This window comes from Undibacterium sp. Ji49W, from assembly GCF_049340205.1.
GTDB lineage: Bacteria > Pseudomonadota > Gammaproteobacteria > Burkholderiales > Burkholderiaceae_D > Undibacterium.
Genome location: NZ_JBMPOW010000001.1, coordinates 438223 through 458690 on the forward strand (window position 1 = coordinate 438223; position 20468 = coordinate 458690).

General features: G+C 52.1%; 17 protein-coding genes. 9 read left to right on the top strand and 8 right to left on the bottom strand.

What is annotated here, in order from left to right:
* Positions 1-274 precede the first annotated feature (274 nt).
* Positions 275-1267 (bottom strand): LacI family DNA-binding transcriptional regulator, encoded by a 993-nt coding sequence (locus tag ACO0LK_RS01895; RefSeq protein ID WP_422971624.1) that lies wholly within the window; start codon positions 1265-1267, stop codon positions 275-277.
* Between the two features lie 334 nt (positions 1268-1601).
* Here ACO0LK_RS01895 and ACO0LK_RS01900 point away from each other — a divergent pair, with 334 nt between their 5' ends.
* From ACO0LK_RS01900 to ACO0LK_RS01910, 3 genes are all read left to right on the top strand, one after another.
* Positions 1602-2432 (top strand): NAD-dependent epimerase/dehydratase family protein, encoded by an 831-nt coding sequence (locus ACO0LK_RS01900; RefSeq protein ID WP_422971626.1) that lies wholly within the window; start codon positions 1602-1604, stop codon positions 2430-2432.
* Between the two features lie 19 nt (positions 2433-2451).
* Positions 2452-3615 (top strand): aldose epimerase family protein, encoded by a 1164-nt coding sequence (locus tag ACO0LK_RS01905; protein ID WP_422971628.1) that lies wholly within the window; start codon positions 2452-2454, stop codon positions 3613-3615.
* A gap of 82 nt (positions 3616-3697) precedes the next feature.
* Complete coding sequence (locus tag ACO0LK_RS01910) at positions 3698-4591, top strand: heparin lyase I family protein (protein ID WP_422971630.1); 894 nt, start codon at positions 3698-3700, stop codon at positions 4589-4591.
* A 43-nt stretch (positions 4592-4634) separates the two neighbouring features.
* Here ACO0LK_RS01910 and ACO0LK_RS01915 read toward each other — a convergent pair whose 3' ends face one another.
* Positions 4635-5741 carry a patatin-like phospholipase family protein gene (locus ACO0LK_RS01915; RefSeq protein WP_422971632.1) on the bottom strand — a complete coding sequence of 369 codons (1107 nt, stop codon included), beginning with the start codon at positions 5739-5741 and terminating at the stop codon, positions 4635-4637.
* A 48-nt stretch (positions 5742-5789) separates the two neighbouring features.
* Complete coding sequence (locus tag ACO0LK_RS01920; RefSeq protein WP_186947158.1) at positions 5790-5987, bottom strand: hypothetical protein; 198 nt, start codon at positions 5985-5987, stop codon at positions 5790-5792.
* 423 nt (positions 5988-6410) lie between these two features.
* Between ACO0LK_RS01920 and ACO0LK_RS01925 the strand changes: the two genes are divergently transcribed.
* The 3 genes from ACO0LK_RS01925 (at position 6411) to ACO0LK_RS01935 (ending at position 13815) form a co-directional block, all read left to right on the top strand.
* Positions 6411-9728: a hypothetical protein gene (locus tag ACO0LK_RS01925; protein ID WP_422971634.1), complete on the top strand. Its 3318-nt coding sequence runs from the start codon at positions 6411-6413 to the stop codon at positions 9726-9728.
* A complete protein-coding gene (locus ACO0LK_RS01930; protein ID WP_422971636.1) occupies positions 9725-11380 on the top strand; it encodes an SWIM zinc finger family protein in 1656 nt (551 codons plus the stop codon). Before ACO0LK_RS01925 ends, ACO0LK_RS01930 begins: the two co-directional genes overlap by 4 nt.
* 467 nt (positions 11381-11847) lie before the next feature.
* Positions 11848-13815: a reverse transcriptase family protein gene (locus ACO0LK_RS01935; RefSeq protein WP_422971638.1), complete on the top strand. Its 1968-nt coding sequence runs from the start codon at positions 11848-11850 to the stop codon at positions 13813-13815.
* A 110-nt stretch (positions 13816-13925) separates the two neighbouring features.
* On the opposite strand, the gene ACO0LK_RS01940 is transcribed toward ACO0LK_RS01935, so the two are convergent.
* From ACO0LK_RS01940 to ACO0LK_RS01950, 3 genes are all read right to left on the bottom strand, one after another.
* On the bottom strand, positions 13926-14675 hold the full coding sequence (locus ACO0LK_RS01940) for a tetratricopeptide repeat protein (RefSeq protein ID WP_422971639.1): 750 nt from the start codon (positions 14673-14675) through the stop codon (positions 13926-13928).
* Between the two features lie 282 nt (positions 14676-14957).
* Positions 14958-15428, bottom strand: coding sequence for a cache domain-containing protein (locus ACO0LK_RS01945; protein ID WP_422971641.1), 471 nt, complete (start codon positions 15426-15428; stop codon positions 14958-14960).
* 286 nt (positions 15429-15714) lie between these two features.
* Positions 15715-16479, bottom strand: a complete 765-nt coding sequence (locus ACO0LK_RS01950; RefSeq protein ID WP_422971643.1) for a creatininase family protein — start codon at positions 16477-16479, stop codon at positions 15715-15717.
* A 202-nt stretch (positions 16480-16681) separates the two neighbouring features.
* Between ACO0LK_RS01950 and ACO0LK_RS01955 the strand changes: the two genes are divergently transcribed.
* Entirely contained in the window at positions 16682-17035 is a 354-nt protein-coding gene (locus tag ACO0LK_RS01955) for a DUF1428 domain-containing protein (protein ID WP_422971645.1), read from the top strand.
* A 241-nt stretch (positions 17036-17276) separates the two neighbouring features.
* On the opposite strand, the gene ACO0LK_RS01960 is transcribed toward ACO0LK_RS01955, so the two are convergent.
* Positions 17277-18203 carry a LysR family transcriptional regulator gene (locus ACO0LK_RS01960; RefSeq protein ID WP_422971647.1) on the bottom strand — a complete coding sequence of 309 codons (927 nt, stop codon included), beginning with the start codon at positions 18201-18203 and terminating at the stop codon, positions 17277-17279.
* A 123-nt stretch (positions 18204-18326) separates the two neighbouring features.
* Between ACO0LK_RS01960 and ACO0LK_RS01965 the strand changes: the two genes are divergently transcribed.
* Both ACO0LK_RS01965 and ACO0LK_RS01970 read left to right on the top strand, forming a co-directional pair.
* Complete coding sequence (locus ACO0LK_RS01965) at positions 18327-19067, top strand: SDR family oxidoreductase (RefSeq protein WP_422971649.1); 741 nt, start codon at positions 18327-18329, stop codon at positions 19065-19067.
* 190 nt (positions 19068-19257) lie between these two features.
* Positions 19258-19476: a tautomerase family protein gene (locus tag ACO0LK_RS01970; protein WP_422971651.1), complete on the top strand. Its 219-nt coding sequence runs from the start codon at positions 19258-19260 to the stop codon at positions 19474-19476.
* Between the two features lie 68 nt (positions 19477-19544).
* On the opposite strand, the gene ACO0LK_RS01975 is transcribed toward ACO0LK_RS01970, so the two are convergent.
* Entirely contained in the window at positions 19545-20435 is an 891-nt protein-coding gene (locus tag ACO0LK_RS01975) for a LysR family transcriptional regulator (protein WP_422971653.1), read from the bottom strand.
* Between the last annotated feature and the right edge of the window lie 33 nt (positions 20436-20468).

Genomic DNA, 20468 nt, shown 5'->3' on the forward strand with positions numbered 1-20468 from the left:
ATAATAGTGAAGAAAAGATCGGGAGTAAAGTAGCAGAAATCATTTTTTTGTATTCGTTGTGATGCGACAACGGCGAAGGTGGGGAATATTGGTCTCTTACCAGTTGGCAGGAAAATAAAGAAAATGGAAAACGTTTAACAATAGATTTGCGAGGTCAGGATAGCTTGTCCGGTGCGCTATATGTGTGCGATCAGTGCGCTGTAGGTACGCTATATGTGCGGAGTGCGTGCCGCAGTATGTGCCGGAGTAGATGCGGTAGTGGCAGTGTCTGAGCCTAATTGCGGCGCATGGTGGATGCGCGCAAGACCAGTTGTGGTTCTATCACGGTGAGTTCATTGTCCTGGGCGCCGGCGATGATTTGCATGAGTTTTTCCATGGCCGCGACGCCCATGCGTTCACTTTGCAGGTCCACCGAGGTCAGTGCCGGGGTGACAAAGCGGCCATACAGGATATTGTCTATACCGGTGACCGAGATGTCGTTCGGTAGCTGGAAGCCCAGGATCTGCGCTTCCTTCATAAAGCCGAGGGCAATCAGGTCGTTGTAACAAATCAGTGCATCCGGGGGATTGTCACCCAGCATGATGGATGAGCACAGGCGTTCGCCCTCGGCGGCGGTGGCGGCATTGGTGTTGTATTTGGTCAGCGGTAACTGGTGTTTATCCAGACAATCCTGGACGCCACTCATGCGTTCTTCGTCGCGTCGTGATTTTGCAAAGCCTACATAGGCAATGCGCTTGTGTCCCAGTGCCACCAGATGCTGTGCCAGCATATAGGTGCCGCGCCTGTCATCGCTGCCTACTGATGGCAGTTGGCGTTCGTGTATGCGACCAAAGAAAACCAGTGGCTTGTCCATCTGGAACAGCCATTCCAGATCCTGTTCCGGCAGGCGCGAAAATACGATCATGCCGTCTACCTTGCGGCTTAATGCTTCCAGTAGGGGACGTTCGCGGCTCAGGGTTTCATCCGTGTCCACCAGCAGCAGGGTATAGCCCTTTTCCATGGCAACCCGGTTGGCACCTTTGACGATGCTGGTGAAATGCGGGTTGCTGATATCCAGTATTGACAGACCTATCGTCTTGGTCTTGCCGGTAATCATGGATTGGGCCTGCGGGTTGGACTGATAACCCAGCTCTTCAATGACCCTCTTGAGATTGGCTTCGACGGCAGCGGAGAATTTTTGCGTGCCATTGATGTATTTGGACACGGTGGCTGTGGAAACCTGTGCCGCAGCTGCAACATCGCGTATCGTCGGAAGCTTTTTTTTCATGATTGAGTTAAAGGTTTAACTTTATTCTTGGTCTGATCACTTGCATTGTAACCTGAATAAGAAAAATCCCGGTATGTGAATGAAGATACGCTAATTCAAGTGTGGTTTATGCCATGCTGTACAAATTAAAAACCCTGGATGTTTATGTGAAAATCCAAAAGACTCTTGCGTGCGCAGTATTTTTTAGTATACTTAGTTAATCGTTTAACTTAAAGTTTCTATAGCCGTGCCGATTGATGTAACACCCCATGCAACAGGGTGTTGCGCGTTGCCGTCGCATTGGCAGCCGGTCCGCACGATGATGATTGCCAATTCAAATGTTGAGAAAATACACATGACCACGACAACAGATAACAAGCCGGATAACAAATCAATTAATAGAATCTTGCTGACCGGTGCAGGTGGAGGATTGGGAAAGGTATTGCGTCAGCATGTATCAGCCTGGACCAGTCATCTGAGGCTCAGTGATATTGCCAATCTGGGTGAAGCGCGTGATGGCGAAGAGATCGTGCAGTGTGATCTTGCCGATGGCGCAGCTGTGATGAAACTGGTGGAGGGAGTTGATGTCGTACTGCATTTTGGCGGCATTTCGGTGGAAGATAAATTTGAACCCATCATGCAGGCCAATATTCTGGGCATGTACAACCTTTACCACGCGGTGCATGCCTGCGGTGTCAAGCGCGTCATTTATGCCAGTTCGAGTCACGTGGTGGGGTTTTATCCGACTACGGAACTGGTGGATGCCGACATGCCTTTACGTCCCGACGGATTTTATGGCCTCAGCAAATGTTTTGGCGAAGCCCTGTCGCGTTATTACTATGACCGTTTTGGCATAGAAACCGTGTGCCTGCGCATAGGTTCCAGTTTTCCTGCGCCATTGAATCCGCGCATGATGGTGACTTATCTCAGCTATGCAGATTTACTGGAACTGATACGCTGCGCAGTCTTTACTCCCAGGGTTGGGCATACCATCAGCTTTGGCAGTTCGGACAATGCAAGCCGCTGGTGGGATAACCGTAAAGCATCCCATCTGGGCTACCGTCCGGCAGACAGTTCCAAACAATTTGCACATCAGTTTGCCGACAACATTGCCTATCCCGCGGCCGATGATGCGACTGCCCGTTTTCAGGGCGGCCCTTTTGTGATCGCTGGCCCTCAGTACTAAATTGCGCATGGCGAAAAGCATGTTATGCCGCCTGCTGTCGTGTCTGCTATTGCTGCTAGCCAGTTTGGTGAGCATGGTCAGCGCAGTCTATGCAAAAGATGATGTTGGGGCGGCAAATACAATAATCGAAACATGGGGACAAACCCGGCAGGGGGAAAAGGTCGGGCGCGTTAGCCTGCGCAATGACCTGGGTATGACAGTCAGTTATATCGATTACGGTGCTACGTTGACAGCGATATCCGTTCCCGGTCGTCACGGTCAGTTCGCCAATGTGGTGTTGAGCTTGCCCAGTTTGCAGGCCTATGAGGCCAGCAAACGCAAGTTTGCTGCTGTCATAGGGCGCTATGCGGGACGCATAGGCAATGCCAGTTTCCCACATGAAGGGCGGCAGGTTATGCTGCCAAAGAACGCTAAAGGCATCGCCCTGCATGGTGATCCCGATGGTTATGATAAACGTGTATGGACACGGCGAGATTTTGCCGATGATGATACTGTCGGCTCGGTCTACAGCCTGCTTAGCCCGGATGGTGATCAGGGTTTTCCTGGTGCGGTCAGGGTAGAGGTTCGCTACAGTCTGTATCGCAGGCGCAATGAATTTAGTATCCAATACAGGGCAAGCACGACAGCCGCCACGGTCATCAATTTGACGAATCATGCGTATTTCAATCTGGCCGGTGCTGGCAGCAAGGGCATGTCGCAACATGTATTCAGGATCAATGCAGACCGTTATCTGCTGACAGATGACAAGCGTGTTCCTACCGGCGTTATTGCCAGTGTAGAAGGAACTGTATTGGATTTCAGGGAGGCGTCATCGCTTACCGGTCGCCTGTCGGCCATGCCAGCCTTGCCAGGCGGCGTGCCACCCGGCATAGACCACAGTCTGTTGTTTACGGACTGGGGCAAGAATACTCTGGCCCAGGTTGCACAAATCACTGAAGCTGGCAGCGGTCGCTGCATGCAGGTATGGACGACCGAGCCATCGGTGCAGTTTAATACTGGTAATAGCTTTGATGGCACGGAAACTGGCAGCGAAGGGCGGGCGTATGAAGCCTATGATGGTTTTGCTTTTGAGACGCAGCATTTGCCGGATAGCCCGAATCATCCTGATTTTCCATCGGTTGTATTGTTGCCGGGTCAGGTCTTCTTATCGACGACACATTTCAAATTTTCTGACTGCAATTAACATGAACAATTTCCGGACTTGCGCAGTTCTTTTAATTAACCTGGCATTGCTGGATGCGGCTCACGCCAGAAGGGCTGATAGCATGATCTATAAAACACCAGTTCTTCACAGTGGCGTGACCGGCGACAGCCTGTGCCTGACAGCAGCAGATGTAAAAGACGGTGACACGTATGCACATATAGAAAAAGTATTTGGCAAAGGCGCGGTAGAAGCACCCAGCGACGACATGTATGTGCCGCCGCGACCGCATGTCAGCCTGGGTCGCAATGATGCTCTCGTTGGTGATTATTTTTCTATCATGGCGAATGAAGCGGCCGACGTTAACCTGGATAAAAAATCCCGCCAGCAAGGCAGTGACCGTTCTCGTACTGAAATCAAGATTGCGCCGGCCAAAGGTGGCATGCATGAAGCATTCAAGGCCAGGGACAATGATGCATTCATTTACCGCTGGCAATTCAGGGTTGCCGCGCAAATGAAATTTTCGCCTTCATTTACACATATCCATCAGATCAAGGCTTATGGCGGGTCCTATGCCGAACCGCCGCTGATTACCTTTACTGCATTAAATGACGGCAAATTATATGTGCGTCGTATTGCCGACAAACTGACGGATGGCGGACATTTCGACATCCTCGGTTCATTCGACTTGGCTGCTGTGGCTGGGCAATGGCTGGATGTGAGGGAAGAAATTCATTATTCCAACACCGATGCACTCTATCAGTTGCTGATTCGTGACCAGCAGGGCAGGCAGCTATTGAATATTGATCGTTCAGGGCTGTCATTCTGGCGTACCGGTGCTGACCATATGCGGCCCAAATGGGGGATTTACCGCAAGCACCATCCAGATTTAAGGCAGGACGCTGAAGATCTGGTTGATTTCGCCAATCTGTCCGTTACGCGTGTGGGTGGTGATGGTGGTGGTGCGGGTGCGTATTGTGGTGTGACTGAGCAGGCTGCTATGCCCGCCCGGAAATAAGCCTGTTATTCCCCTGCACCCGCATGCAGCAGGGGGCAGTGCTTTACTCTTGCGGCAATTCGTGGATGACCAGTCCCGCGTGTGGTGGTAGAGGTTTCAGCCATGATTTGTGACGCAGTGCACGTTTGCAATCATGGATGCCAGCAGCCCAGCGGGCCTGCACGGTCGAGGTGCTGAAATCCACGTCCTTGAAATAATGGTCGTCCGGCAGGGCTTTCATGATCAGATGAACGACATTGACTGTGTGATCGCAGCCCATGGCCATCAGCGGCTGCAACTCGGCCTTTTTGCGTGCAGCAGCGGGCAGATGCTCAGTCAGTGTGCGTATGGCACGTTGCATGTCTTGTATTTGCTGGTGCATTAGCAACTGTTCTGTGGAGCGACTGGCGTACTGTATGCTTTTGTAGCGCGTCATAGCGGCAGCGATGGATTCCGGCCGGTTTTCCGTCGGGTCCCACAAATCGACCATAAAACACAGGGCATCGGCATTTCTTTTTTCATCCAGGAACACTTCCAGTGGCGTATTTGAATATACGCCACCATCCCAGTAAGCATGCTTGCCGATTTGTATCGGCGGGAAGCCGGGTGGCAAAGCACCGCTGGCCATGATGTGTTCCGGGTGTATCCGTTCTTTCTTGCTGTCGAATACCACGCCCTGGCCATTATCAATATCGACTGCACATACGCTGATGCGCATGGGGCCTTCGTTCAGATAGTCAAAGTCCACATATTTTTCCAGTGTGGTCTTGAGTGGTGAGGTATCGTAAAAACCAGCCTGATCCAGCGGTACCTTGGCATTGATATCCCAGGCCGCACCGAAGCGTGGTTTGAAAAAACCAGCGACACCCTGCATCAGGGCCGACAGGGTATTGACGTTGTTGGTGATATTCATCCATGGTGTCAGGGATGGCCAGAAGCTGTCACGGTGCAGGGCATCCGGTGCCAGGCTGTCCCAGAACGCGCGTAATTGCGTAACCCGCTTTTCTGGCTGATTGCCGGCGATCAGGGCACAGTTGATGGCACCGATAGAGGTGCCTATGATCCACTCTACAGGCATGCCGGTTTCTTGCAATTGCTGGTAAACACCTGCCTGGTAAGCACCGAGGGCACCACCACCCTGAAGTATCAGAACTGTATTTTGATCAGCCATATTGTATGTAGGGTGCTTGCAGGCACCCGGGCAAGTACGTCAGAAACTTCAGGAGAAACCACCCAGTTGGGCAAGTTTGTGTTCGCCACCATCGTGGGTGACGGAGACAACGTCAACCTGATAAGGGGCATTCAGTTCATGGCGCAATTGTGCGCCCTTGTTCACCGCCGCGAGGAAGTCATCCCCGGCGTCGACTGTTTTGGTAATTTCGCTTTTTTCATTGAGGCAAGCCAGACGGTAGTACATGAATTTTCCTAAAAATGATTGACCGGACGCAGACGATGTTGATTTAAATCATGAATGCTGATTATTTTTGTTGCGTTGCACATTCTATCATGCGTAATTTTCTTTTATGGCCTGCGGCTAAGTATGAAAATGTATCTTCGACTGGCGATCGCAGCGATATTACACGGCTTGCAGCAGACAATATGCGGCAGTCTTGATCAGGTTTGTATGCAAACGTAAGAGAAGCTGCATCTTTAAAAAAAGATGTCATAATGCTTCGCTTTTGTGGCTGTGGCAGGTAGTGCCAAGCAGTGCCATGTGCAGTTATGCGTTGTCAGGTGTTGCCAGATGTTGCAATGTGGCATCATCATGCTGCATTAGCCATATCAGCTGTATCAGCGCAGCGATGATCGCAACTTATTCATTTTGTCCGGAGCATTGCTTATGCAAGGCATCATCAAATTGGTCAAACTCAGGCGTAGCAAGCCCAGTGAAAGGCATTGCGAGATCGAGTTAATTCAGGCACCACAGACACCGCAGACAGTTGGTGACACTACCCTATATCTGGTCAATCTGCGTGAAGGACATCCTGACGCCGAATGGCAGGAAAGCACCAGAACCCCTTTTGCCGTCAGCCTCGACAAGGCAGAGGCACTTTTTGCGCAAAGTCTTGCCAGCAAGCTGGAGCAGGGCTTTGTCGACACGGCGGTGGCAAATGACGGCATTCCTCCTGTTCAGGCAGCGTCTGCCGTTAAGGACGCCATGCAATGGGGTCATTCGGGCCAGGTCTTATCGGGCAAGATTGCCCGACCTTCTTCGGTAGCAGGGCAGGAAAAAATTCTGCTGAACCGATTGCAGCCACGTGCCTGGTCAGGTCTGTCGCAGACTGAACGCAGCCGTACCGTCTGGCGCATAGGTGAACGACGTATGCGGGCAGCAGTGCCACGCATGGTGGAACTGCTGGAAACCGGCAATGCCATGCTCGATTATTGCCTGGCGTATGCCATTGGTCGTTGTGGTGATGCCGGGGCCGCCCAGGCCATGCAGGCATTAAGCCAGCGCTCACAGTATGCACATGTCGTGCAAATTGCCAGGCAGGCGTGGTTGACACTGGTTGATGTGCCGGGCCGTCAACAGCATGCACGAGACCTGATCGCGACCTGGCCGGATGAATTGCAGACGGCCTGGCAAAAGGCAGAGCAGTCGCAAAATGTCGAAGAAATCATGTTTGCCCTGCCTTCTGCGTCAAACTGGAAGAACTGGCGTCACGATGACTGGCTGGAACAACTTGATAGCATCGCCTTGTCTGGTATATCTACCCTGGCGCGGCCCCTGTTGTTGCAGCAATTGAAAAACCTGCCGGTCAGCACGCTGGTGTTTCGCGCTTTTCGTCATTTGTACAAGGCGGCAGAGTTTCGTGTTGATGCAGAGCTGTTTGGTATCTTGCATCAACGCTTTGAAAAAGCCTGGCCGCTATTCGTGCTTGCTGCACATAGTGACCGCATACATCTTGAGCGGCGCTACGTACGCTATGCCGATGAGGTTAAAAAAGCCGATACCCGGGTTGCCTATTCCAGCCTGACACGTAACTATCTGCGCCGCCGCAGCTGGCGCAGCCTGCGCCGTCTGGGTGAATTGCAAAGCCCCGATTTTGTCACCCTGGCGACTGGCGTCTTGCTGGCCTGTGATGATGCCCAGGCCAATGTGGCACGCATACAAAGACTGGTCGAATGGAACCGCAGTACGCGCGCCTATGACACCGAACTGCGCTACATCAGCCCCTATGGGCAATGGATGCTGTTCAACCAGTTGCTGCACCGGCATCAGTCTGAAGTTAAAACCAGCCGTACGGCGAAGCTTTGGTGGCAGCCAGCGCAGTCAGAATCCTTGGTGTATCCGCAGCGTCAGCTAAGGCAGGAAGCTTTTCCGCATTTGTGGGACGCCGCGCCAGAACAATTACTGAGCCTGTTGCAACAAAGCCGCTGCCTGGGTGTGCATGCCTTTGCTGCACGCGCATTGATCGACAACACCGCATTTTGCCAACAACTGGATTTGCAGCAATTGCAACAACTGCTGCAAAGTGCTTATTTGCCTACCAAGGAAATGGCATTTGCCGTGATGCGGCAACGCTTTGCCGGGCAAACCCCTGACCTGAACTGGCTGTTGATCTTGCTGAATGCCGGGTTTCCACCAGCAGCAGAATTCGCACTGGAATTCATCAGCAAGACGCCAGAAAATTACGCACAGCAACCAGGCCTGCTGCTGGCCATGATCACCAACCCCTTGCCGGGTGTCCGTGCCGGTTGTCGTTTACTGGCGCAAGCTGCGCATGCTGCTACACGACAAAACCTGTTGCGGCAATTCGCGACCTGGGTGCAGCTTACTGAAAAAAGTGTCCAGGACATCGCCGTATTGCAGGATGATCTACAGTGGCTGATACAGAATCTGCTGGCCGACCATGTAGCACAATTGTCGGATGCAGAGCTGGCAAGCTGGTGTGAGTTATTGAATGCCAGGTATTTCTGGCAACAGTCACTGGCGACCGATATCCTGGTCACACATCCTGCCGGTATTGCCCATGTGTCGCCACAGGTGTTGCGTGATTTACTGCAAGACAGTGATGCGGGCAGGCAAAGCCTGGGCAGCCGCTTGTTTGCGGCCTTGCCGTCTGCTGTCTTGCTGGAGCAGCCGGATCTGGTTGGCAGCCTGGCGACGGCTGATGATGCGCGTGTTCGTGCAGCCATGACAGCCGTGATCAATGATCTGGCAGCACACCCGGCATTTGCAAAAAAATTGCTGGTACATTTTTTTGATGCGCTATTCCGCAGTGATACCACAGATGGTGAAGACAGCCTGCATGCAGACATTCTTCGCTGGTGCAGTGGCCCCTTGCTGGCGGCATCGCTGGCACAGGATACCGATCAGCAATGGCGTTTATTGCAGGCACGCAGTAAGGGTGCGCAAGAGATGGGGGCCATATTGCTGTCACATCCAGATTCACCGCTGGCAGCCAGTCTTGGTGTGTTGCAATGGGCCTTGCTGGGCCGGCATACCGTGTTGCAGGTCAGGTTACTGGCGCAGGCGTATTTTTCAAATAACCTGTCACTGATACGGGCTGACCTGGATAATGCCTTGCGCATACTGGATACCCGCTGGCCAGAGACACGCGCCTTTGCCACCGATTTCTTTGCCCGTTACATCAATGCCGATGAATGGTGCCTGGCGCAGTTACTGGCCCTGTGTGACCATCCGCATGCCGCCGTGCAAAGATTGGGCCGGCAATTGATTACCCGTCATTACCGGGTGGAAGACGCGACTGAATATGTACTGAGCCTGAGTCAGCACCCGGCTGCCAGCATGCAGTTATTCGTCAGCCAGTGGCTGGAACAAAGCATCCATGCTGCATCCGATGCAGGACAGGAACAACAGGCACTACACAACCTGCAACAACTGCGCCCATATTTCCTGAGTGTCCTGTCTCATGTGAACAAGGCACGCACCGTCAAAAATCGCGTCATCAGCTTTTTGCAACAGCAAGGCCTGCTGTCAGCTAGCCATGCACAGTTTGTGGCGCAGATATTTACCCGCCAGGTTCTGACGGTAGCGATACAGGACAAGGCACAGTACATTGTTGGCCTGACCCAATTGCAGGCCCTGTACCCGGCACTGGCGCAGGAGCCGGGCTGGCCAGTGCAGGTGGTGGCACCACGCATTCTGGCAGTGGCACCCGTGCAAGCTGTTATTTCTGCGGAGTCTGTATGAAGTTTGAATACCGCTATTTTGGCAATAGCCAGGTGAATGACAGTGCAACTGCAACCAATATGCAGTTTGCGCCAGATACCCTGCGTACGCCGACTTATTTTGCCGCCACCCTGCAACCATCACTGGCCCTGGCATACCGTGAAGCCATCAGCGCCATGCATGATGTGGTGGTATCTGACCTGCGCACGCAACCCAAGGACCGCACTGGTTATTTTGCCTGGCTGGCTGAAAACGAAGCCAGCCTGCTGGCTGATTTCATGGCGCAGGAAAAAGACTTGCGTGAAAAAATCCAGCCGCTACGTGCAGAACTGACCAAAGTGCAAAATCAGAAGCGTGAACTGTTACAGCCTTTTTATAAAGCCCAGCGTGCATATTTTGATCACCTGTACCGCGAAAACCGCGACATGTGGATCGTGCTGGACCCGGTCATTACCGTGCATCCTGACAAGGTATTTTTTGAATGTTTCAGCCGTGACGAATCGACCTATGCCAGTCTGAGCTGCCGCCACGATGTCTTCAGGCATCTGGGTGAATTTGCTTGCGGCACCACGAATATCGATTACTCCGCATCTCTGTACGAAGAATTCCAGAAGATACGCGCCTACAAGGAAACCCGCTTTGAAATCCAGGCGGATGGTTTCCAGGTCCAGACTGGTCATGATGAGCAATACCATGAAGCCAAGATCGATTTGCCCGATAGCTGGATGCGCGGTTTCCTGCAAGTCAGTACCGCCATGTCTATGCCGGCTCACAAGCTGGAACTGCATCCCATGGATGTACACAGTATCTGCCATATCCTGCGTCGCAAGACCGAAAGAGTAGGGCCGCGTTCGATCCGCTTTTTGCTGGAACCGGGCAAGCCCATCAGCATGCTGTTTGAACCCTGGGGCATCAAACTGGTGTGCCAGCGTTCCATCTTTACCGGCAACCAGGCAGCCGAAGTCCGTATCTGGGGCCGCCGCCGTTTGCTGACGCTGGAACGACTGATCGCCGTCACTGACAGGTTCAGTGTCATGCTCATGGGTACGGGTTTGCCCAGCTTCTGGATCGCACATCTGCCTGATATGGATTACACCCTGGGTTTGTCTGGCTGGACTGCGAACGACTGGTCGCGCGCTGGCCAGTTCGATTTGCTGGCACCACGCCTGGATGTGAATGAATCCACTTCACAAGCGGTAGCACAAGCCTTGTCGGCACGCTGGTCAGCCAGCACTGCCAGCCTGGCGCAGCAATTGCGGATCGATGGCAAGCTGGTGGCGTCAGCTCTGACTGGTCTCATGCAGGCAGGGCGGGTTGTCTACGATGCAGTAGACCAGGTGGCGCGCTGGCGTGATCTGGTGCGTGAACCCATCAATGTCGCCAGCCTGCGCTTTGCCAGTGAACGTGAAGCCCTGGCTGCGCAACTGGTACATAAAAACCTGTTGCTTGATCTGCAGTCGGCACGCATTGCCGATGGTGGTATCGAATGGCAGGCCAGTGTCAGCGCCAGCATCACGAATACCAAGAAACTGAGCAAGACCATGATCAGGCTGGACAGTGATGACAGACTCATTGAAGGTAATTGCAGTTGCGATTTCTATGTTCGCAACCGCATGTTCCGTGGACCTTGTGAGCATATGCTGGCTATCAGGCAAGTAGCAAATACTAACTAATTGGACTTACGCAAAATCGCCCCAGCAAGGCACAGCGACGAAGACAGTACTTTAGTACGCGGCTCCTAGGAGAGGAGCTGCAACGCAACTGGGGTGGTTTTGCGTAAGTCTTAACTAAAACAATTTACAGGGGGTGAGATAGACAGTAAAATCGAACAAGGCAGGAAGGCTCTTGCAATCCGGATGGTGTATCGCCATCCATGTACTTTGCTTAGCTATGCATCACTGAGTTTCTCTTCACTGTGCCGGATACGACTGCTGGCGCAATGACGATGTGGATTCCGTGAACCCCATTCGCGCCAGCAGTCGTATCCGGCGTCGAGTGGAGCCTCTCAGTCTGAAGGCTCTTCGATGAGCTTCCTGCCTTTTTCTTTTCTTTGTCTGTCTCACCGTTTTTTGCTTTATTTGGAAAACGTGAATTCTTACTGCATGGTTTTACCTGCGGGGGAAATTCAGAGACCAGAGTCATGACACAAAACAAGCAATCTGCTTCCGTCACGTCGCCGCCACTGTCACAGATGACACGCGACGAATTGTATGCCCACGTCCGCAGCACCACTAAAGATGCCGTGGTATTACAGGAAATGCGCCGTCTGGGTTTCTGGCCTGCCGATACAGGCAAGCCCAGTGTCACTGATGATCTGATACAGCGCGAAGCACAATTGAGCAGCATGCTCAATGACCTGACCAGCCAATTGCAGCGCGTACAGGATCCCAAAGCCGCCCTGCGCGATATGCGCAAGCAGCGCATGGCCGCAGCAAAAGAAAAACGCGAACAGACCCGGCAAAAACATGCGCAACTGCGCCACGCCAAAGCCCTGGCCTGGCAGGAAAAACGCCAGAACGATATCGGCTATCTGGGCGAAGCTGTTTCCAGCGGACTGAATTACACCACGACCGATATAGAAAAACTGGCACGCTATCAATTGCCAGTGCTACAAAAAGCACCCGAGCTGGCAACAGCGATAGGCATTCCCCTGGCAGAACTGCGTTTCATGAGTTTCCAGCGCAAGGTCAGCCAGGTCAGTCATTACCAGCGTTTTTCCGTACCAAAAAAAACTGGTGGTCTGCGCTATATTTCTGCCCCGATGCCGCGCCTCAAGCGCTGCCAGTACTGGGTGCTTGATCATATACTCAGCAAGGTGCCTTGCCACCCAGCTGCTCACGGGTTCTTGCCGCAACATTCCATACTCAGCAATGCCTTGCCACATGTTGGCCAGGCAGTCGTTATCAATCTGGATTTGAAAGATTTTTTTCCCAGCATAGAATATGCGCGCGTCAAGGGCGTTTTTAAATCGCTGGGTTATGGCGACCAGATTGCCACTTTGCTGGGTTTGCTGTGTACGGAACAGGCAAGTGAAGAGGTGCGTGTCGATACGCAAAGATATTTTGTCGCCGGTAAAAAGCGTAGCCTGCCACAGGGCGCACCTTCCAGCCCCATGATCACGAATATTCTTTGCCATGGGCTGGACAAACGCCTGCATGCTGCCGCAAGCAAACTGGGTTTTGTCTATACCCGTTATGCCGATGACCTGACTTTTTCCAGCAAGCAGAAAGAACGTCCGCCCGTAGGAAAACTCTTGTGGCGTGTTAAACAAATCATCGCTGACGAAGGTTTCACGCTGCATCCCGACAAGCAACGCATCATGCGGCATAGCCAGAAGCAGGAAGTCACCGGCATCGTCGTCAATCACAGCCCGACGATAGACGCCAAGACCCTGCATCGTTTCCGTGCGACCTTGCATAAGGTAGAAAAAAATGGCCCAGCCGGCTACCACTGGAATGGCAATACTGACGTGCTGTCCGCGCTGGAAGGATATGCACGCTATATCTGCATGGTTAATCCTGCCAAGGGCCAGCCCTGGCTGCAACGCGTCAAGCAATTGCGGGCCATACATGCTGCGCAGACATCAGCACCTTTACGTCCCCCACGTTTGAGCCTGCGTCAGCAAGTTGCGGCCGGTAATACCCCGTTACGCGCTAACGGTAAGGACTGGTGGCAGGTGAAAGAAGCGACGGCGCCGGTGCTGGAACTGACAGCGCAGCAATTGGCTGAGCAAAAGCAGGCAGAAAAACAGGCCGAAAAACAGGCACTGAAAGAAGCAAAGCAAGGCAAAGATAAACAGACACAAAGTTATGCACAACGCCATACACCAACACCGCAACCAGTTCAGGCAAACGCAAGTAAGCTTAATCGCGACGAGGCCGCCCCTGTTTCTGATGAACAGCCTGCTGTTTTTAAATTGCGGCCTATACCGTGGTGGTCGATTTTGTTGCAGTTCGTGGCCTGTATCATGGTCACTATCAGCTTGCGCAGTATATTTCCAGTCACACTGGGATTGTCTTTGCTGGCCATCAGCATCATTACCCGCCGCAGCATGATGGTATGGGTGATGGTCGTACTGGTATTGAGTGTAGTATTGATCAATTCATAGCTTGAGCCGGGCATGGCCCGGCTTACACCAGTCAACACAGTGTCAGTGCATAAAGCGACAACATGGGCTTCAAAGCCAGGGGTTCACGCATGGTCAACACTGTCGCACGGTCAGGTGCGACCCGAAAATGCTTTGTTGAGACGCTTTACCAGATCACTGTTCAGGGATTTGGTATCTCTGCTCCAGTGCTTCATGGTTTGCTGGATTTCTGCATACAGGCTATCGGCGGTGCTTTGTTCGCCAGCCTGCAAGGCCCAGATGGCGTATTCAACGCGGGTTTCCATGCTGCCAAATCTGGCCGCAGCATCAGCGAAGATCACACCGGCTTCTTGCTGGCGGCCAGCACTAACATAGGCCTGTCCCAGCAATAATGCCTGCTGTTCTGGCCTGTGGTTGGGCTGTTCTTTGCGTACCGCTTCCAGCAATGCAATGGCATCGGTGATTTGCCCATGCAGTATTTTTGCGTAGGCTGCATTCATGCGGATTTCTGCATCCCTGGCAAAGGGGCCTTGCAGGCAAAGATCATAATGCTGTACCGCCTGTGCAGTGTCACCAGCATTTAGATAAGCCTCTGCAAGGCGGGTTTGATTTTGTGCCGTGGGTACCAGGTCATACGCTTTTTGCGCTTCGCGTACATCACGTCCGCGATCCAGTGTCCTCGCGGCAGCAGTAACGGTTTTGCGCATACCGCGTTCCAGCTTTGTATCTGGCAGGTACACAGCAAAAAAATACACGACGCTGCCCAGTAGCGGGAACATGAATAAAATCATCAGCCAGTACATTTCGCGTCCGTTACGGACAGCGTGCACCGCAAAAAACAGGGCGACCAGGATGTGAAAACCTACTCCGATATATGGCATAAAAAATAAAGTTAAAAATAGAGGGCAAATGCGTTCCGAAATGCGTTCCGTGCACCTGGATTTCGGCAGTAAAAGCAAGTACTGATCAGGATGGAAGCGAGAGGTAAAGAACAGGCTGTTTTTCAACCAAGTGTCATTTTACCATTAGATCATCGGAGGAGATTTGATTGCCATGACTGGTCGTGTAAAAAAGCACGACCAGGCTGGCGGTATGCTGACTAACAATTAGGAATAAAAAGCAGAACAAAAACAGAACAAAAATGGAGCAGGGCAGAGCCAGTTTTATTTATAGATACCGCAAGCAAAATAAATTTCGTCAACCCGCTCTACATAGGTACTTTTCTGTTCCATCGCTTTGGTCACAGGGTTGGGCCATTTGTAGTCAACCCACCCTTTGCCTTCTTTGCTGGCTGCGACTTCATTGATTTTCTTGACGAAGAAAACGCCATCACCATCGCGTAATTCACCCAGGGGTTTGCCCAGTAATTTGGGGTTGCCGCCGTGGGCCAGGGTGATGCCACCAGGTTTGACCGTACCGGCAAACACATACAAATCCTTGTAAATGAACTGGCCTTTGGGATCGTTCACTGCGGCATAGGTTTTTTCGGGGCCATTGGCTTTATAAAAGGCGATGACTTTTTTAATCATGTTTATCGCGTCTTGCGCCGATGCGTGTTCTTCAGCAAAAGCCAGGCCCTGAGTAAGCAGGGACAAGGATAAAGCCAGGAAAATGCTTTTGAAAAGGTGTCTCATGATGTCTCCGGTTTAATTGTTGGCATGCGTGACCAATGCATCTTATTGTCATCAGGCATAAAACAGGTCGAGCTTCAAATGTAGGACATGCAATTACAAAGTCCAGATCTTTTTCATGCAAGGTCACGCAGAAAACAATAACAGATTTCCGTATGGAAATGTTGTGCCATGTGACGGCTTAAAGACCAGATATCACACCTTATAGCGACTTATACTAATGGCAAATAATGGCAAATAGAGTGACAAAATCATACTGTCATCTCCATTTGCAAAGTTCTTCCAGTATTTAAGCTGGTTTTACCGTCGCGCTGAATTCCTTGATATCTGCAAGTAAGCCAAGAACTGCTGTATCAATGATTTGCTGTCCCAGTGCTATCGTTGCCAGGCTGGAATCGGCGCCAATACGCCCATCCGGGAAGCGGGCGCGGTAGTCGAGTGCGTCGAGGATAGGGCCGGTAGGCGGGATTTTGGGTGTCAGCTCGACATGGCGTACCTGATCGGGGTAGGCCGCATAGGTCACGGCAATTTCTGATGGAGTCGCATGCGAGCCGTGGCCGACGGGGAACATCGTGTGGCACAGTGTGGCAACGCCAGGCAAGTCCCACCAGTTTTTCAGCTTCAGTGTCAGCGGGCAGGTTTTGTTGTTGTACGAATAGTGTGAATAAATTTGCGAGAAGGCCGCTTCTATCGTGGCGATATTGCCACCGTGGCCGTTCAAGAAATAAATGTGATCAAAGCCATGACGCGCCAGTGACAATACCCAGTCTTCAATTGCTGCCATGAAGGTTGATGGCCGTAGTGAAATGGTGCCGGCAAACCCCAGGTGATGTTGTGCCATGCCGATATTGAACGTAGGGGCCAGCATCATCGCTGCCTGCGTTTCCTGTGCAACTTTTTCAGCAGCAGTGGCAATGATCTCGGGGCACATCCAGTCTGTACCCAGCAAGCCCATGGGGCCATGTTGTTCATTCGAACCAATAGGAATGATGACGGTTTTTGAATCCGCCAGGAATGCAGTAATTTCTGGCCAGGTGGAATAGGCTAAACGCATGTTGATACTTTCAGGGTTTGGATGGTGGTTTTCAAATTATAAAGTGATATGGCAACACATGCCGGCTTCATGGCAGGAAGATAACACTACCCTGGAGAGTGGAATGGACTAGAATGAAATTTGCCTTGTATAGGCCACGTCTGGCACACCTTAAGTTCACCTCAAGCCAATCTCAAGCACAATTCACCCCAGGAGAATAAAGATGAAATACGTCGATGGATTTGTACTCGCTGTCCCCAATGCCAATCGTGAAGCTTACAGACAATATTCCGAAAAATCTTCGCTGGTTTTCAAGGAGTACGGCGTGCTCAGCATTGTTGAATGCTGGGGGGACGATGTGCCGCCTGGCAAGTTGACTTCCTTCCCCCTGGCAGTGCAATGCAAGGAAGATGAAACCGTAGTGTTTTCCTGGATGACCTGGCCATCGAAAGAAGTGCGCAATGCCGCATGGAACAAAGTCATGGCAGACCCACGTCTGAATTCTGAAAGTAACCCCATGCCTTGCGATGGCAAGCGCATGATTTTTGGCGGCTTTGAGGTGATGGTGGATTTATGATTTTTTGAGCTGATGCCGGATGCAAAATTTGTCCGGTATCGAGGGTTTAGGTTAGGTCGGGCTAAGTTTCATTAATTCAGCGAGGCCTGGTCAAACATCCGGGTTTGAGTAAATAAGGTATACGTTTGTTGAAGCCAAGCGTTGGGCTGGTGAAACGTAGCCCAACCTACGAGACTGTGATGTGTCGTCAAATGATGTCGAATTCACCTGGTTGTAAATGTTGAATAATTTTAACGGAGCTTCAGGTCAATTTTTCTGCGCCAGGTAAGACCCCAAATTTCTGCTCATACAAACTCACCAGCCAATCCACAAACACGCGCACGCGGGGTGATAACTGGCGGCGGTAAGGGTAGAGCGCGGTAACCTGCAATGGCGGGCTATGCCAGTCAGCCAGCACCTCTACCAGGCGGCCCTCGTGCAAGGCATCTGCGATATGAAAACGTGGCAGCTGGATCAGACCACAGCCGCTTTCTGCACAGGTGACATAGTTCTCGGCATCGTTGACTGACATCCAGCCGCCGAGATTAAACTCTTGTACCTGTCCATCAATGCTCAGTACAAAAGGATAGTCTATCGTACCGGTACTGGAAAAGAACCTGACAGCCTGGTGCTGCATTAAATCGTCTGGATGATGCGGTGTACCAAATTTGGCCAGATACGCCGGGCTGGCGCAAATTGCTTGCGGCATCATCGCCAGGCGGCGTGCCACCAGTGTTGAATCACGCGGGTTACCGCCGCGTATCACGCAGTCCACGCCTTCCCTTACCAGATCGACCAGACGGTCACCGCTGCTGACGACCAGATCTATGCCGGGATAACGGTCACGGAATTCATGTATCTTCGGCAATACCACTTGTGTCGCATGGGTGCCGTGCATGTCCACCCGCAATACCCCGCGTGGGTTGGCGGCCACATGCCGCATCGATGCTTCGGCATCATCCAGTTCACTGAGTACATGTACACAACGCTCATAGAAAGCCTGCCCATCGAGAGTAGTGCGGACCTGGCGCGTGGTGCGTTCGAGCAGGCGGGTGCCCAATCGTGCTTCCAACTGCTTGATGGCATAGGTAGCGCTGGCACGTGGCACATCCAGCATATCCGCCGCCCGGCTAAAACTGCCGGTTTCGACAATACGGGTGAATAGTTGCAGGGTATCCAGTCTGTCCATAATTGTTGAGCTATGTTGAATTATGTTCTGAGTTTATCAGTATTTATCTTGTTTTATTGAATGGTTAAAGTGTATTCCAGACAGGCGATATGGTCCTGTAGTCTTAAATTACTGGAGTTAATCATGAATAAAGATGCAACTAAAACAGCCATCATCACTGGCGCATCCCGTGGCATAGGCCAGGCAATCGCGCTGCGTCTGGCGGCAGATGGTTTTGCCGTTGTGGTCAATTACGCCGGCAATGCCAGTAAAGCGCAAGAAACAGTCACTGCCATACAGGCGGCTGGCGGCAAGGCCATCGCCGTGCAGGGCGATGTTGCCAGGCCGGAGGATGTGGCGCAATTATTTGCAACAGGCAAAGAAGTATTTGGCCGCATTGATGTGGTCGTCAATAGTGCAGGCGTCATGCCGATGGCAACCATCAATGGCAGCAATCTGGATGCTTTTGACAAGGTCATTGCCACCAATCTGCGTGGCGCTTTTCTGGTACTGGCCCAGGCGGCCCAGCATGTGGAAAAAGGCGGTCGCATCATTGCCTTGTCCACCAGCGTGATCGCCAAATCCTTTCCCGCCTATGGGCCGTATATCGCCAGCAAGGCGGGGGTAGAAGGCCTGGTTCATGTACTGGCCAATGAATTGCGCGGGCGTGACATCACAGTTAATGCCATCGCCCCCGGCCCGGTGGGCACCGAGTTGTTTTTCAATGGCAAGACCGAAGAACAAATCACCAACATCGCCAAAATGGCACCGATGGAACGCATAGGCACACCGGCAGAGATCGCTGCTGCCGTCGCCTTTCTGGCTGGCCCGGATGGTGTTTGGGTCAATTCGCAAGTGCTACGCGTCAATGGCGGCTACGTTTAAGAACCTGCTTACGATCTTACTGCGCGAGCGTGATCGGAGTTCATGCGCTGCTCAAAATGCTCATGTACTTAGAGTACATTCCGCTTTTTGCGCTGCTCTTCGCCCCGCTGACGCACGCTCGCTACAGATCGTAAACAGGTTCTAAGCTGCTTCATTTTCACATTTATATTTTTAAACCAAGGAGAAAACCATGCCATTTGCCAATTTCAAATTCCCTGAAGGCATACTCGATGCAAGCCGCAAGGAAGAAATCATCCACCGTACTACCGCCATGTTCGTCGAATATTTCGGTGAAGGAGTCCGACCTTATTCAATGGTGTTGGTAGAAGAAGTCGCTGACGGCGGTTGGGGGCGCGCGGACGAAACCCTGACCCTGGAAAAGATGGGTTTGCCACCCAAATCAAAATAAGTATTGCTGATGTCAGTGCACCGGTCCGCGAGTATTCTTGGGACCGGTGTATTGATGCAAACAACAGCTCACCAAGGCTGGCTGGCAAATTCCTCCACCAGAAAATCCAGCAAGGCCCGCACTGCGGGAGATAAATGCCGGCGTGATGGAAATAAGGCATAAATGGTCATCACTGGGGCCGTCCATTCTGGCAATATGACTTGCAGTTGACCCTTGCTAAGGTGGTCAGCCATCAGATAGGTGGGCAGCAGAGTGATGCCGCCGTCAGCCAGCGCCGCCTGCAATAATACGGTCGCATCATTGGCGCTGAAGTGACTGGCGATATCAACCAGTACGGCTTCACCAGCACGCTGGAAGCGCCAGGTGTTGCGGCCGTAATTGGCATGGCTCATACAGCGATGAGAGGGTAGCTCTTGCGGATGTGCAGGTAAGCCAGATGTTCTGACATAAGCAGGCGATGCCACCAGGACAGAATCACATACTGCCAGTGGTCGTGCAATCAACAGCGGGTCTGGTTCACTGCTGATGCGTATCGCCAGGTCTACACGCGCTTCAACCAGATTGACGGTGCTGTCGCCCACATGCAAATCGATCTTCAACATAGTGTGCTGGGCCAGGAACTTGCTGATGGCACGTGCCAGATGGCCAAAGGCAAATGAGGTACTGCAAGTCAGGCGTAACTGGCCGCGCAATTCAGCGTTGTCGCTGCTGATTTCTTCTTCTATACTTTCCATCAGTGCCAGCATTTGCTGGCTGCGGCGCAGGCATTGTTCACCGGCATCGGTCAGCGTCACGCTGCGTGTGGTCCTTTGCAGCAGGCGTGCATTCAGCCAGCTTTCCATTTCACTCACATAACGCGTCACCATGGCACGCGACATGTCCAGCTTGTCGGCAGTGGCACTGAAACTGCCGCTGGCAGCAACCTCACAAAACACTCGCATAGCCGTCAGTCTGTCCATAATTTATTTTCTATTTGCTCTATATTTGAAATA

What these genes read in the sequence shown, in the direction of transcription:
- ACO0LK_RS01895 (WP_422971624.1), bottom strand. Translation starts at nt 1,267, where the DNA reads ATGAAAAAAAAGCTTCCGACGATACGCGATGTTGCAGCTGCGGCACAG.
- ACO0LK_RS01900 (WP_422971626.1), top strand. Translation starts at nt 1,602, where the DNA reads ATGACCACGACAACAGATAACAAGCCGGATAACAAATCAATTAATAGA.
- ACO0LK_RS01905 (WP_422971628.1), top strand. Translation starts at nt 2,452, where the DNA reads ATGTTATGCCGCCTGCTGTCGTGTCTGCTATTGCTGCTAGCCAGTTTG.
- ACO0LK_RS01910 (WP_422971630.1), top strand. Translation starts at nt 3,698, where the DNA reads ATGATCTATAAAACACCAGTTCTTCACAGTGGCGTGACCGGCGACAGC.
- ACO0LK_RS01915 (WP_422971632.1), bottom strand. Translation starts at nt 5,741, where the DNA reads ATGGCTGATCAAAATACAGTTCTGATACTTCAGGGTGGTGGTGCCCTC.
- ACO0LK_RS01920 (WP_186947158.1), bottom strand. Translation starts at nt 5,987, where the DNA reads ATGTACTACCGTCTGGCTTGCCTCAATGAAAAAAGCGAAATTACCAAA.
- ACO0LK_RS01925 (WP_422971634.1), top strand. Translation starts at nt 6,411, where the DNA reads ATGCAAGGCATCATCAAATTGGTCAAACTCAGGCGTAGCAAGCCCAGT.
- ACO0LK_RS01930 (WP_422971636.1), top strand. Translation starts at nt 9,725, where the DNA reads ATGAAGTTTGAATACCGCTATTTTGGCAATAGCCAGGTGAATGACAGT.
- ACO0LK_RS01935 (WP_422971638.1), top strand. Translation starts at nt 11,848, where the DNA reads ATGACACAAAACAAGCAATCTGCTTCCGTCACGTCGCCGCCACTGTCA.
- ACO0LK_RS01940 (WP_422971639.1), bottom strand. Translation starts at nt 14,675, where the DNA reads ATGCCATATATCGGAGTAGGTTTTCACATCCTGGTCGCCCTGTTTTTT.
- ACO0LK_RS01945 (WP_422971641.1), bottom strand. Translation starts at nt 15,428, where the DNA reads ATGAGACACCTTTTCAAAAGCATTTTCCTGGCTTTATCCTTGTCCCTG.
- ACO0LK_RS01950 (WP_422971643.1), bottom strand. Translation starts at nt 16,479, where the DNA reads ATGCGTTTAGCCTATTCCACCTGGCCAGAAATTACTGCATTCCTGGCG.
- ACO0LK_RS01955 (WP_422971645.1), top strand. Translation starts at nt 16,682, where the DNA reads ATGAAATACGTCGATGGATTTGTACTCGCTGTCCCCAATGCCAATCGT.
- ACO0LK_RS01960 (WP_422971647.1), bottom strand. Translation starts at nt 18,203, where the DNA reads ATGGACAGACTGGATACCCTGCAACTATTCACCCGTATTGTCGAAACC.
- ACO0LK_RS01965 (WP_422971649.1), top strand. Translation starts at nt 18,327, where the DNA reads ATGAATAAAGATGCAACTAAAACAGCCATCATCACTGGCGCATCCCGT.
- ACO0LK_RS01970 (WP_422971651.1), top strand. Translation starts at nt 19,258, where the DNA reads ATGCCATTTGCCAATTTCAAATTCCCTGAAGGCATACTCGATGCAAGC.
- ACO0LK_RS01975 (WP_422971653.1), bottom strand. Translation starts at nt 20,435, where the DNA reads ATGGACAGACTGACGGCTATGCGAGTGTTTTGTGAGGTTGCTGCCAGC.